Raw genomic sequence first — 13,872 nt, forward strand, 5'->3', positions numbered from 1 at the left:
AAACCATGGCTGATTACATCCTGTCCGAAGATCTGAAAGAAGCGGTCCAAGTGGCAGAAATTACAAAACGACCACTCCTCCTCAAAGGGGAACCAGGAACCGGGAAAACTCTCCTCGCAAGTTTCCTTGCAGAAACTAAAAAACTTCCCTTCTATCGTTGGCATATCAAATCCACAAGTCTCGCCAAAGAGGGGCTCTATTTTTATGATGCCGTTTCCCGTTTGAATGATTCACGTTTTCCAGAAGAGGAAGCAATGCACCGAGTAAGAGATGTAAAAAACTACATCCGGCTTGGAGCTCTAGGGGAAGCATTTTCTCAAAAAGAAAAGGCTGTGGTTCTTATCGATGAAATTGATAAGGCGGATATCGAATTTCCAAATGATTTACTTTTAGAATTAGACAAAATGGAATTTTTCATTCCAGAAACAAAAGAACATATCATCGCTAAAGAAAGACCCATCGTCATCATCACATCGAATAACGAAAAAGAGCTTCCGGATGCATTCCTCAGACGATGTATCTTCCATTACATAGAATTTCCTAAAAGGGAAGCCATGAAAGAAATCATCAAGGCGCATTACCCATCCATCGAAACTGAATTTATGGAAAAGGCTCTCGCTATGTTTTATTCCATTCGAAGGATCGAAAGTTTAAGGAAAAAACCTTCCACAAGCGAACTTTTGGATTGGATCCAAGTATTACTTGTTTCAGGTGAAACTTTGGATTCCAGTAAAATTCCTTTTGCAGGTTCTTTATTCAAATCAGAAGAAGACTACCGAGTCCATTTGAACTGATATGTTTTTAGATTTTTTTTACAATCTACGCCGAGAAACTGTTCCCTGTTCTACGGGAGAACTCATTGCGTTCCTCGCCAGTGTAAGAAAACTCACAGACCCTTCGGGGTATATGAACCTGGATCAGTTGTATCGTGTAGGTCGGCTCAATTTTGCCAAAGATCTAAAGTTTTATGATAGTTATGACATTGCCTTCACAAGAACCTTTGGAAGTTGGAAAGAAGAACGGATTCAATTCAGAGACACACTTTTCCAATGGTTAGAGGAAAACATTCCCAAACATTTGACTGATTCTGAAAAAGCCAATGCCCCCCATTTGAGTATGGAAGAGGTGATTGAAGAATTAAAAAAACGTTTAGCCGAACAAAAAGAACGCCATGACGGCGGGAACAAATGGGTGGGAACATCTGGAACTTCACCCTTTGGAAATTCTGGATTCAATCCCAATGGAATCTCTATTGGTGGGAATACGGAAGGAGAAGGAAGTCGTTCGGGGGTAAGTCTTTGGAACGAAAGAAAGTACAAAGCGTACCGTGAAGATCAAATCCTAGATACTCGCTCCATCCAATTGGCCTTAAAAGAACTTAGGTTTTTAAAAAAGGAAGGGAGAAGGGAACTCCATGTAGACAAAACCATTGACCGGACTTGTGAAAATGGAGGGGAAATCGAACTCATCGAAGAAAGAGAACGTAAAAACTCCCTTCGTCTCGTTCTCATTATGGACATTGGAGGGAGTATGACCCCTCATTCCGACCGGGTTAGCAAACTATTTAGTGCCAGTCGCGGTCTTTATCATTTCAAAGAGGTTCATAATTATTTTTTCCATAATATCTTTCATGAATATCTCTATGCGGATCACGAATTCCAAACTCGAATCTCACTCAAACAATTTGAAGAAAAATTTCGGAAGAACACAAAACTGATCTTTGTTGGTGATGCCTATATGGCACCCTATGAACTGATGGGAACCCCCTATAATCCCTATGCCTACAATCGTGCCAATCCCAATGAAAAAGAAAGAAAGGCAAAAAGTGGACTCGAATCACTGAAGGAACTAGTTGGATACTTTCCAGAATCAGTATGGTTAAATCCCGAACCAAAACATTTTTGGGGGGCACCGACCATCGAAGCCATTGAAGATGTGATCTCCATGTTTCCACTCACCATTGAAGGCCTAAGGAAGGCAGTAAAAAGTCTGACTTAATTGCCAATTCGTTAGCAATTCTCATTGATTTTCAGTATTTCTTAGCCGTTAATCATACTAAATGATCAGTCAAATTTCCGTTTCCAGTTTGGTCATTTTTCTCATTAATTTTCTAACCTTAGGTTTTTATTATTCCTTTTACCGGTTTCACTTTTACAGGTTTACAGAATCCTTTTTACAATACACAGCCTTCGCCTTTTCTTTTTTTAGCGCCGGAGTTGCCATTGGTTTACAAGCAGGGTTATTACAATTTAATCCCAATGGTGGCCCAATTTGGAATGCCTTTTTTCTTTCTTCTTTTGTAGAGGAGTTTGCAAAGTTACTCGGAATATATTTATTTTTTAGAAAAAACCAAGATGAATTTACTGTTACCGATGGAATTTTTTACGGACTTGTGTTAGGTGGTGGTTTTGGTTTTGTTGAAAATATTTTATATTTTATTAACACAGGTCTTTGGTCCCAAGTCCTTCGTTCCATCACGGCACTCCCTATCCATATGATGAATGGTGGCATTATCGGTGCTTATTTGATGATGTTTTTATTTCACAAAAACCCTATTTTCAAATGGGGAAAATTAACTTTTGGATTTTCTGTTTGTGTAGCGATCCACGGATTTTATAACCTTTCTCTCTCCCAAGAAATTAACTTACTGTTTGCACTTCCGATTTGTATCCTTTCGCTTTTCTTTTTATTAGAACTTACCATTGCTAAGTCGCGGATTCTCGTTCCAGGACATATATTAAAATTAATGAATATGACTATGGAACAATATGAGATCTTAAGTAGGCACAACCGTCATGAAGGTTGGATTCAAAACATTCAAAAACATATATCTACGGACGGAATTCAACTTTTACAATATCCAAACCTTCGTCATACCATTCTCACAGTTTTCTTTTTGGTTCCCGGTGTTTTTTCTGTTTATTTTTTATATGACTATCCCCATCTGATTTCACAAAAATTTCCCGATCTTGCCATCCAAGATTATTTTGCACTTTTTTTCATTTACCCAATCATTTTATCTTTAATGTTTTTCTTCGCAGGAGTTTTGAATCCTTATTTCTTTAGGGATCGAATGCTCGCAGTTCCTCTTTTTAGTTCTGTTGATTTACATACAAAGGATTCGGAAGAAAATTCTGCTATCTTTCATATCCAAGCCAATATGTTTTATCTTCCGACTTCGCAAGTTTATCCAGAAAATACAAAAGTAAAGTTTGATCTTTGGATCGGTTTGGATTGTTTTGTCGGACTTTCTGGAACCATCCTTTGGTGTAAGGAAAACGAAGAAGGGAATTGTGGAGCTATGTGCCAATTGGATCAAATTCCATTTCGATTTCTCTTCAAATGGCATTACGTGAGATTCAGACAAAACTTTAAAAATTTATTTTTACGTCGAGTGATGGTTTGATCAAAACTAAAATTTTGATTCGAAGCTGAATCCGTAAAACAAACTTTCATTTGGTTTTTGGAATTGGTTCATGGACGCGGCACCAAAAACATTTGTATTCGGTTTCATGTCTAAAAATGGTTTTAAATACACTCCATTTGCATTTGTATGTGCATTTTCTTTTTTAGATTCCATTGTCCCCAGATAAAAACTATCAATCAAACTATAAGTGATGATAGAGGTAAAAACTACTGAATACATGAGAAACCTTTGTCTATGGAAATCATATCGATCTGTATTCAGAGTATTGGCAAAAACAAAAACCCTTCCATCTGAGGTAGGAATGTATTCCATATCATTGTTGATTGCATTTACGGAAGCATTGTATTCATATAACATTCCTAAGCCGGAGAGAAACGCTCCACTAAAAATAAATGCTGCTTTACCATATTTTTTTTCACTGATAGGGGCATACCCTGGAATGACTTTGGGAGTTTCTTCTTTGATCACTTTGACTATGACTGATTTGTTTTGAATTTCAAAAGATTTAAAATCCAATAAATCTACGGATTCCAAGGTTTTGGTTTCCGTTTCTATGATGATTTTTCCCCGTTCTAATGTTCTGAAATTTCCAACGAGTTCCTTATCTCCAAATACCCATTTACCCTTAACCCCAGGATCAATGTACCTTTCCATCGGGAATCCCGATTCAGCGCTGATCCTCAAACTGGATATTTTTTTGATGGGAATGATTTCCAATTCCAAGGGACTACTTTTTTTTGAGAAACTAGCGCTTGTTTTGTTTAATTTGGTGAGAATTAGGTCGCAGTCTTCCACACCAAAGGTTTTGTAATCCGCACAGGCAGGGAGTCCGTCATACCCGACATCAATCCCGAGTACTTCGGTATTTAAGAATTTATAACGTTTTCCTTGGTCTTGCCACTCGACATGAGTTGCAGTCACATTTACGACCTTACCATTCAGTACTTCCCCTGATTTTAGGCGGATCTTATCTGCAAAAACAGAAGACCATCCAAAACCAATAAGGAGAAGGCTTAGAATGACCCGAAATCGGGGAAGAAAGGATATGTAACTGCCTAAAACCAATGGGAAAATCTCAATTTTGTGATAGATTTCTATCACTTAATTATCGACAATACTAGTAATTGCCGTGAACAAAAGCAAAATCAAAACGACGAATTCCTTACGCTTTAAGATTGGACTCTTTTATTCCCTTCTTGCCTTACTCAATATCATCTTTTTTACGGTGATGATCTTCGAAAATCAATCCGACTTACTTCTCAAAAACTTCCAATTTCAGTCTGAAAACCTAGCCAATACCATCCTTGCGGACATTCAAACCATTGGGCTTTCTGGAGAAAGGGATGAAACTTACGATGTCTTTCGAAAAACTTTGAAGTTATACGAGATTGGCAAGTTTTCTATTTTTGAGGCAAATGGAAAAATCATTTTATCGGAACCCGAATCGAAAGAAGGTTTAGGAGAAATCAAAGAATCTGTTTTGAAAAAAACAAAAGAAGTTTCTTCTGATAAAGAAGGAAACTTGTTTAAGGCGCGTTATAGTTTAGATCTCAACGAGTCTGATTTTACCGTTGATTTTTTACTACCGGTCAAACTTTCCGATTCGAGAGAGGTTTTCCTTTTTACCCATTTTAATATTTCCTCGATCCAAGACCGATTGAAACAACTCTATATTCAAGTTGGATATGCTGTCCTTTGGGGGATTGTATTCCACATTATTTTTGCGATTTTAGTATATCGTGCCATCTTCAAACGAGTTGGATCTTTGGAAGTTGCATCCAAAGGAATGGCAACTGGAAATTTACAATCTAGGGTAGATTGGAGTTTTAAAAGTAATGATGAGTTGGATAGTTTAGGAAAGTCGTTCAACTTAATGGCTGAGGAAATTCAAAACAAAGTCACAACCATTACACGACTGAACGAAGAAATCAACCAAGAACTTCAAATTGGTAAAGAAGTGCAGGAGCTCTTTTTACCATCTGTTAAAAAATTTAAAAAATTCAATATTGGAAAATTATACCGTCCCATGCGAGAGGTTTCGGGAGATTTATACCAATACTTCCAAATTCCTGAAAAGGATTTTTATGGATTTTTTTTGGCGGATGCATCTGGACATGGAGTATCTGCTGCCCTTGTAACGGTTGTTATGGCTATGTCTTTACAAGCCATCATGAAAGAAAACCATTCTGCCATCCAAGCCATCAACCAACTGGGAGAGGTCATTGCCAACAGATTACAAGCCTCCTTTTTTGCCACTGGTGTTTTTGTTGTTTTTGAAGAACCAGGTGTTGTTAAGTTTGTCAACGCAGGCCACAACGCTCCTTTTATTGTCCGTCCTTCTACAAAAGAAATTACTTATATCGATAGTTCGGGTCCTCCTCTCGGTATGGGTGATGACATCCAATATTCGCTCGATTCTTTTCCCGTCCTTCCCGGTGATAAAATTGTCCTTTATACAGATGGGGTAGTAGAAACTCCCATAAAAGAAGGGGGCCTATTCGGACTCGAGAGGTTCACTGAAATCGTATTAGAAAACATCCATCTTTCCAACTCTGAAATTGTAGAAAAAGCAATGGAGTTACTCGAAGAAAAACATGAGGAATATAAGGATGATGTAACGATGATTATCCTTGATGTACCGGAATGAGAAAGTTTTTCTTTTTTTCTCTTTTTTTCATTCTGTTTTTTTTCTTTGCAGTGGCCTCCCAAGCCATCGTAAGTGTTAAGTTACAAGAACTACGGTTTGGTATCTTAAGAGACCAACTAATGAATTACCAACTTTCATCTCAAACTCTAAGAGAGCGTTTGAAACAAATGTTCCTTTCCAAAGATGATTATATGTCCGAGGTAAAAGTAAACATTTTGGAATCGGGGATTATGAATTCCGAAACAGAAGGTTTGGATATAAAAATGGCAACTTTGGACAGGTTTGGTCTTTATGTCATCAATTCAGTTCGATTTTTAAATTTCAAACCGGCACTGGAACTGGAAGAACAACAAAATACAATCATTCGTTTGCAGTTTGCATTTTATATGGAAAGGACAAGAAAGTATCCTATTGCTTCCAAAAAATACCAAGAACTGGAAGATTCAATCACCTCATCTTTATCCGATGAAATGGCATTCACTCTCCTTCACCATGGTTACTGTTTGGTGATGATGGGAGAAAGAGAAAAGGCTTTTGTCAAACTAACCAAAACCATTGATTTATTTCCAGGAAGCCATTACGCGGAGAATGCCAGCCTTCTCATTAGTTTTTTAGAAGAAGGTGAAAAGAAAAAAGAAGAATTAAAAAACAAAAAAAAATCTCCGGAAGAGTTGGCTTATTCTCTTTTCCAAAGTGGAGATTATGAAGAAACTTTAAAAACTTTAGAAAACATTCCGATCCTCACAAAAGACCAATCCTATGTCAAAGCCCGCGCCATGGAAGAACTAGGAAAAACATCCAATGCGGTCAAAGAATACATCCAACTTGTCAAACAAAAAGATAACAAAGAAGTGGCGATTCGTGCCAACAGACGTTTGTTACTGATTGGAAATTTTTATCAAGAAAACAAGTCCCTTGTGGCTTTTTCGAAAGAAGAAGCAAATAAGTTAGGTGATACCAAAGCTGCTGAAAATATTGAAGAAGGAAAAAGTTTAGTATTAAAACCAGTCATCATTGAAAAGGTATTAAAGGCAGAAACACCAACCAATCTGAGTGCCGAAGAAACCAAAGAACTCAACCAAATCAAAGAAAACATCCGAGAGTCTCTAGAAGATTCCAAAGGGGAAACTACAAAACTTGCCCTTGTTGTCTCGGAAGAAAAAATCCCTATTGTCCCGGAAAATCTTCCTGATCCCATCACCAAAAAAGCGCCAGAAACAGAGAATCTCGTCGTTAAGAAACCGGTTTCCAAAACTCCATCCAAACTCAAAGTTAAGTTACGAGATGGTCGGGAAGTGGTTTGTGATGAAGTCAAAATCGAAGGAAATCTTGCAACCTTACAACTTGGTTCCTTTGGTTTAAATTTGCCCTATGATTTGGTGGTTTCTGTGAAAATTTCCGGAGAGCAGGGTCAGATCAAACTCGTGACAGGATCAGGTGAAAAACGGGAAGCTGGGCAATGGATCCAAAATGGAAATGGGGATTGGACAAAACCTAAATCGACAGAAGAGCCAGTCGTGCGAGCGGAAGTGAAGTCCTTCCGGCTCTAGAGAGAAACAAAGGTGGGGTTACGGGAGTTCCGATTCTCCGCCAAGGATTGTAAAAAACTTATCCAAACTGGATAGTTTCAAAATGACCATCACATCCTGGCTTACGTTTAAGAGGAAAAACTGACCTTCCTCTGATTTGAGTTTCTTTTGGAGATTTGCAAGGAGGGCAATTCCGGAAGAATCCAACAGTTTGATATTGACCATATCAATCGCTACCGATTCCGCCCCGTCATCGATGATTTTGTGGAGTTCTTTTTTTAAAGCGGGTGCAGAGTAAATATCGAGGGAACCCTCTAGAGTAACAACTGTATGATTTTTAACTTGTTTTGTTGTGAAATTCATTGAACTTCCTACTGGCACGTATACAATCTGTTTACTTGCCAATTTTGTAAAGAATTTTTGTAGAAACTAATTCGTTCCAATGTTTTGCCATTTTGATTAGAAAAAACCCTAGTTTTGAAGTTTTTTTAAAACCAAGGTGATTGCTTGGTTGAAACCATCATAACCACCTTTGTCGTAATCATTGAGTTCTTTATAATCCAAATCGCTAATATCTAAGAGTAATTTCCGTAACTCATGCTCTAAATATTCTTTTCTGATATAGCAAGTTTCGAATGTTTTAGGATGCACGTTAGAGATGAGACGAAATTTCCAAAGAATTTCGAATCATTTTTAGGTTGAGATTTTAAGAAAAATACGATTTCTTAGTGGGAGAGATAAGCCACACCGGCAAAAATAATGGGCAGTCCAATCAGCGTTCTAATACTCGAAAACGATTCTAACAGTGTATTTGATCTCGTAAGAGAAATGAAGTCGGGTGGCTTAAGCCCTCTATACCGAGTCGTTGAATCCTTCCCATCATGGGAAACCACCGTCCACGAAGAAGATTGGGATGCCATCCTCTGTAGCACAAGAGAACCCTTCCATTCGGAAATTCCCATATATTTACAGTATCTAAACGACAAAAAGTTAGATATCCCAGTGATTCTACTCAGCGATTCTGAAGAATTCACGAAAAACCTAAGTTATATGAAGTCAGGGGTCAATGATATCATTGATCGAAAAAACCTACTTCGTTTAACAGAGGTTTTGGAAAGAGAAAGAAGGGAACTAGTCTACAGAAAAGAAAAAAACACCACGGAAACTTTCCTTTACCAATCCTTAAAGGAAATCCAACTTCAAAAATTTGCGTTGGACCAGGCAAATATTGTCTCTATCACCGATGCCAACGGGATCATCACTTATGTCAATGATGCATTTTCCAAAGTAACTGGTTATAGCGTTTCCGAGCTCATTGGTCAAAACCATAGGATCATGAAGTCAACCGACAAAACCAAAGAAGATTGGACTAAAATCTGGGAAATCATTCAAAAAGGAAAGGTTTGGCGCGGCGAAATTAGAAACATCAAAAAAGACGGTAGCGATTATTGGGCGGATACCACCATCGTTCCGTTCACCGGGCAAGACAAATCTGTATTCCAATACATTGCCATTCATCATGACATTACAGATAGGAAACTTGCGGAACAACAATTAACTCATGACGCATTTTATGACAACCTAACAGGATTACCAAACAGAGCTTTGTTTCTTGCGAGGATTGAACAAAAAATCTTTGCCTACAATATGAAAGATTCAGGATACCCAATTTTATTCTGCATCAATATTGATAACTTCAAACGAATCAATCATTCACTTGGAAATGAAGCAGGGGACAAAGTCCTTCAGATTTTTGCTGAGAGACTAAAGAAATATTCTGATTCTGATGCCATCATTACTAGACTCGGTGCTGATAATTTTGCCATTTTACTGACCCATATCCTTTCCATTGATGAAGGGGTCAACTTTGCATTTAGACTTTTAGAACGTTTAGGAGATCCCATTCCCATCGGTGGTTATTCTATTTATTTAACCGCTTCTTCCGGAATCTCTGGGTTTGGACTTGGAGGGAAGGAAGCAGATGTCCTTCTTCGAAATGCAGAAATTGCAATGTTCCATGCTAAGTCCCAAAAAGTGGGAACGGTTTCTGTTTTTAACCAAGCCATGCAGGAAAAAATCCACTTCCAGTTGGAAATCCAAAATGATTTAAAAAAGGCATTAACACAAAATGAAATTTTTGTTTATTACCAACCCATCCTTGACATTAAAGAAAATAAAATAGGGCATTGGGAGGCACTCGTTCGGTGGCGACATCCCCAACGAGGAATGGTTTCTCCAGGAGAATTTATTCCCCTTGCAGAAGATTCTGGTCTCATCGTTTCTATTACCAAATTTGTTTTGGAAAGAGCAGCAGATGTCATTGAAGAAGTTCAATTAAAACAGGGCCATCCGATTTCTATTGCTGTGAATCTAAGCCCTCAAGTGTTTTTTGACCAAAACATTTTTCATTGGATCGTTGATTTACACAATCGTAGAAACATTCCTTATACTTCTTTACAAGTAGAGATTACTGAAAGTTTGGCGATGAAAAATTTGTCTGAAACCGTACCAATCCTTTCTAACTTAATTGATATTGGTGTGAAAGTGGCTTTGGATGATTTTGGAACTGGATTTTCTTCTCTTTCTTACTTAGAAAAGTTACCACTTTCCATTTTAAAAATTGATAAATCTTTTTTAAACAATGTGGAAGTAGGTACGAAAGAAAGTTTTTTACTCGTATCCATCATCAATATGGCACATGACCTAGGTTACTCCGTAGTGGCAGAAGGAGTAGAGGAGTTGGAACAACTAGAACTTCTCAAATCTTTTCAATGTGATAAAATCCAAGGGTATTGGTTATCCAAACCCATTGGAAACGAAGATATTGTCCCATTTATCAAAAAGTTCAATTCAAAACAGGAAAAAACATGATTCGAAATTTTTATCTTTTGTTAGTGGTTTTAACATTCATCCACTGTAGTACATCACCCACCGGTCGCAGACAAATCATCCTCGTGAAAGATGGAGAAATGAATGAAATGGGAACAGATGCCTTTTCGGAGATGAAAACTAAAACACCAATTGATTCTAGTGTTTCTGCAAATTCTTATGTAAACTGTATCGTATCTGCACAGTTAGCCGTAACGACAGATACCACGGGAGTCGAATCCTGGGAAGTTGTTGTTTTCAGAGATAACACTCCCAATGCCTTTGCACTACCTGGTGGAAAAATTGGTGTTTATACAGGAATGTTTTCGGTAGCCAAAAACAAAGACCAACTAGCAGCTGTGATTGGGCATGAAATTGGCCATGTCATTGCAAGACATGGAAACGAACGAGTTTCCCAAAACCAATTGGCAGGGGGATCTGTCAAAATCCTTGAAAGCCTTGGAAAACCGACTGTTGCTGGTGCCTTAGGCCTTGGTGCAAAATTTGGAGTTTTGTTGCCATTTTCAAGAGAACACGAATCGGAAGCGGATTTGATTGGACTCGAACTCATGGCAAAATCTGGATTTGATCCAAGGGAGAGCGTGAACCTTTGGAAAAATATGAGTGCTCTTGGCGGATCCAAACCAAACGAACTTTTATCGACACACCCATCGGATGCGACTCGAATGAAAAATTTAAATGCGGCGATGGGAAATGCGTTGGCACTTTGGGAGAAAGCAAAGGCAGAAGGAAAACGTCCCAACTGCCAACTGTAAGGTGAGTATTATTCGCAGAGAAGTTTTCTTCCTGCAATTTTACAATTTCTTGCCTTTCCGTCATCGGTGAGAACACCAATTCCTTCTTGGCCATCAGAGGTAAAATCACCGGAAACCGACTTACCGTCCTTAAAACTATAAGTTCCTTTTCCGTTGATTTGTCCGTTTTGGAATTCCCCTACATATTTATCTCCGTTTTTGAAATTATATTCACCGGGACCTTGTTTTTTATCTTCCGTATAAGTACCATTGAATTTTTCACCATCGGAATAGAGGAAATTTCCGGCACCTTCGCGGAGGTCGTTTTTAAAAGAGCCAGTATAAACATCGCCATTATCGTAAACATACTTACCGATTCCGTTGACACAATTCCCTTCAATACAACCAAACTTTTTTCCACCTTTTTCAGGATCTTCTAAGTTGGCATTTCGTGAATTCGATTTTGTATCTGCGTTTGTTTGGTCCGATCCATCTTTTGTGTCTTGTGAAGCACAGGCCACAAGCATGGACAAAAGAAAAAGATTACAAACCAAAAGGCGAAAGGATAATTTCATACGTCCTCCAAATTTGAATCTATGGTAGAGGATTGTTTTTAGGAAATCAATTCAAAAAGTATCGTTGGATGTCTTGAAAGTTGTCATTTTCTGGTTTCGGATTTTCCTCTATAGAAGTTTCTTCTTTATTTTTAGGGGAATCTTCTTCGACTAAATCGTTTAGATTTGGTAAATCAGCTAAAAATCGACTCACAGTTGTTAATCTATTTTTATCAGAAAATACAGGCGAAGTTAAAAACAACCCTTGTTTGGCTCTTGTAATTGCTACGTAAAACAACCTTCTTTCTTCTTCCAAATCTTGGATGGTTTTTATACGAGAGCTGGGTAAACTACCTTCGACAACTTGTATGGTAAATACATATTCCCATTCCAATCCTTTGGCAGAATGAATTGTAGAGAGTGTTAAAAACTCATTTTCTTCTTTTTCTGGGGCATTTGTATCTAACTTTTCAGTTGGATCTAGGGTTAAGTTTGCTAAATAATCAGATAGAACTGGTGTGGATTTACTTAAGATTTTAAAAGACTCCAAATCATATTTTCTCTTATCAAAATCATCATATTCCTGTTCCAAAATAGGAAAATAATGTGAAAGGACAACTTCTACAATTGCCATACTATTTCCTAAATCTAAATTCGAATTTAGAATTTTGATTAAGTTTTGAAATGATACTTTTGGAGCTTCAGGAATACCTAAAAAAAACGTGGGAGATGTTTCTAAAGTTTCATATTGAAAGTTGATTGATTCAAGGTTTTTATAAAGAACTTGCGCATATTTTTTACCGATATTTTTTTCAAGGAGTAAAACTCGATTCCAAGAAAGTACATCTCTTGGATTTTCGATGATACGAAGGTAAGCAAGCATATCTTTGACATGTGCCAAATCCAAAAAACGTTTTCCTCCAAATTTACGAAAGGGGATTTGTTTGGACTTAAGTTTGACTTCTAAAAGATTCGATAAAAAACCTGCACGGAAAAGAACGGCGATTTTGGATAAAGAAATATCACTCTCATACAATTCCAAAATTTGATCTGTTATCCATGTAGCTTCTTCTTCGGACGATTCAAATTTTATATGTTGAGGTTTTGGACTGACTGGTTTTGTTAAAGAAGAAACCAATTGTTTTTTATAGTTTTCTTTACTTTTTTCCAAAACTGCATTTGCCAAATCCAAAATGGGTTGTGTACTGCGATAATTCTTTGTTAGATGGATCGTTTTTGTTTTTGGAAATATTTTTGGGAAATCCAACATATTGTTTACGTTGGCCCCACGAAAACCATAAATACACTGAGCATCATCGCCAACGACTAAGATGTTTTGGTGTTTGCTAGCAAGTAAACATGCAATATGTGCTTGGATACGATTTGTATCCTGGTATTCATCTACTAAAATATATTGATACTGCAATCCAATCCGTTCGCGAATGGACTCTTCTTCCATCAAAATCTTTCTTGTGAAGTCCAACAAATCATCAAAATCTAATGAATTATGTTTTAGTTTAAGTTCTGCAAATTTGGTTTTGATTTCTTGGATTTCTCTTGTGAGACCAAGAAACATTGGATAGTCTTTTTGAAGTACTTTTTCCAAGGAAATTTGTAAATTAAAACAGGCAGAAAAAATCTCTGCCAATGTTTCTTTTTTGGGAAACCTAACTTTTGAATCCTTAGAGACAATTTGGTCTCTTGCCATTCCAACAAAACTTACGGCATCATCCTCGTCCAAAATTGTAAAATTGGAATTAAGGGAAACAGCTAAGGAATACTTCCTAAGGAATTTGTGGCAAAAGGAATGAAAGGTACCACCTTGTACGGAAAACATTCTTGAATCAAGAAGGCTACTTGCACGATTGATCATTTCTTTTGCAGCCCTTCTTGTAAAGGTAAGGAGTAGGAGGGAACTAGGATCGATCCCCGCCTGAACGAGAGAGGCCAATTTATGAACAATTGTGTTTGTTTTTCCAGTCCCAGCTCCAGCGACCACTAAGATAGCGCCTGGAGGAGACAGAATGACTGCCTTTTGGGCCTCGTTTAATTCCTCATTCACAATACAGAGATTTGTTGTATGGATTCTGTT

The 13,872-nt window shown here is 37.6% G+C and carries 12 protein-coding genes; 7 read left to right on the top strand and 5 right to left on the bottom strand.

The features are described from left to right. Nucleotides 1-5: 5 nt before the first annotated feature. From EHQ16_RS16375 to EHQ16_RS16385, 3 genes are all read left to right on the top strand, one after another. Nucleotides 6-794, top strand: a complete 789-nt coding sequence (locus tag EHQ16_RS16375; RefSeq protein WP_135632280.1) for an AAA family ATPase — start codon at nucleotides 6-8, stop codon at nucleotides 792-794. A gap of 1 nt (nucleotide 795) precedes the next feature. Beyond that, a complete protein-coding gene (locus EHQ16_RS16380; protein WP_135632281.1) occupies nucleotides 796-1,998 on the top strand; it encodes a VWA domain-containing protein in 1,203 nt (400 codons plus the stop codon). A 61-nt stretch (nucleotides 1,999-2,059) separates the two neighbouring features. After that, nucleotides 2,060-3,406 carry a PrsW family glutamic-type intramembrane protease gene (locus EHQ16_RS16385; protein ID WP_135632282.1) on the top strand — a complete coding sequence of 449 codons (1,347 nt, stop codon included), beginning with the start codon at nucleotides 2,060-2,062 and terminating at the stop codon, nucleotides 3,404-3,406. Between the two features lie 6 nt (nucleotides 3,407-3,412). Here EHQ16_RS16385 and EHQ16_RS16390 read toward each other — a convergent pair whose 3' ends face one another. After that, nucleotides 3,413-4,528 (bottom strand): LB_137 family protein, encoded by a 1,116-nt coding sequence (locus EHQ16_RS16390; RefSeq protein WP_244242115.1) that lies wholly within the window; start codon nucleotides 4,526-4,528, stop codon nucleotides 3,413-3,415. A gap of 28 nt (nucleotides 4,529-4,556) precedes the next feature. Here EHQ16_RS16390 and EHQ16_RS16395 point away from each other — a divergent pair, with 28 nt between their 5' ends. Together EHQ16_RS16395 and EHQ16_RS16400 are read left to right on the top strand one after the other, a co-directional pair. Further along, nucleotides 4,557-6,074 carry a PP2C family protein-serine/threonine phosphatase gene (locus EHQ16_RS16395; RefSeq protein ID WP_135632283.1) on the top strand — a complete coding sequence of 506 codons (1,518 nt, stop codon included), beginning with the start codon at nucleotides 4,557-4,559 and terminating at the stop codon, nucleotides 6,072-6,074. After that, nucleotides 6,071-7,624 carry a tetratricopeptide repeat protein gene (locus tag EHQ16_RS16400; RefSeq protein WP_135632284.1) on the top strand — a complete coding sequence of 518 codons (1,554 nt, stop codon included), beginning with the start codon at nucleotides 6,071-6,073 and terminating at the stop codon, nucleotides 7,622-7,624. The genes EHQ16_RS16395 and EHQ16_RS16400 overlap by 4 nt, the downstream gene beginning before the upstream one ends. Nucleotides 7,625-7,642: 18 nt before the next feature. Here the strand turns inward: EHQ16_RS16400 and EHQ16_RS16405 are convergent, their stop codons facing one another. Beyond that, nucleotides 7,643-7,966 carry an STAS domain-containing protein gene (locus tag EHQ16_RS16405; protein ID WP_002974097.1) on the bottom strand — a complete coding sequence of 108 codons (324 nt, stop codon included), beginning with the start codon at nucleotides 7,964-7,966 and terminating at the stop codon, nucleotides 7,643-7,645. 108 nt (nucleotides 7,967-8,074) lie between these two features. After that, the gene (locus EHQ16_RS16410; protein WP_135632285.1) at nucleotides 8,075-8,254 is read right to left on the bottom strand and encodes a hypothetical protein; all 180 of its coding nucleotides are present in this window, start codon (nucleotides 8,252-8,254) and stop codon (nucleotides 8,075-8,077) included. A gap of 108 nt (nucleotides 8,255-8,362) precedes the next feature. On the opposite strand from EHQ16_RS16410, the gene EHQ16_RS16415 reads away from it, so the two are divergent. After that, on the top strand, nucleotides 8,363-10,474 hold the full coding sequence (locus tag EHQ16_RS16415; protein WP_135632286.1) for a putative bifunctional diguanylate cyclase/phosphodiesterase: 2,112 nt from the start codon (nucleotides 8,363-8,365) through the stop codon (nucleotides 10,472-10,474). After that, nucleotides 10,471-11,247 (top strand): M48 family metallopeptidase, encoded by a 777-nt coding sequence (locus EHQ16_RS16420; protein ID WP_135632287.1) that lies wholly within the window; start codon nucleotides 10,471-10,473, stop codon nucleotides 11,245-11,247. The genes EHQ16_RS16415 and EHQ16_RS16420 overlap by 4 nt, the downstream gene beginning before the upstream one ends. An 8-nt stretch (nucleotides 11,248-11,255) precedes the next feature. Here EHQ16_RS16420 and EHQ16_RS16425 read toward each other — a convergent pair whose 3' ends face one another. Both EHQ16_RS16425 and EHQ16_RS16430 read right to left on the bottom strand, forming a co-directional pair. Next, a complete protein-coding gene (locus tag EHQ16_RS16425) occupies nucleotides 11,256-11,801 on the bottom strand; it encodes an MORN repeat-containing protein (protein WP_135632288.1) in 546 nt (181 codons plus the stop codon). Between the two features lie 46 nt (nucleotides 11,802-11,847). After that, complete coding sequence (locus tag EHQ16_RS16430; protein ID WP_135632289.1) at nucleotides 11,848-13,842, bottom strand: ATP-dependent helicase; 1,995 nt, start codon at nucleotides 13,840-13,842, stop codon at nucleotides 11,848-11,850. Between the last annotated feature and the right edge of the window lie 30 nt (nucleotides 13,843-13,872).

The sequence above is a fragment of the Leptospira kanakyensis genome, assembly GCF_004769235.1.
GTDB lineage: Bacteria > Spirochaetota > Leptospiria > Leptospirales > Leptospiraceae > Leptospira_A > Leptospira_A kanakyensis.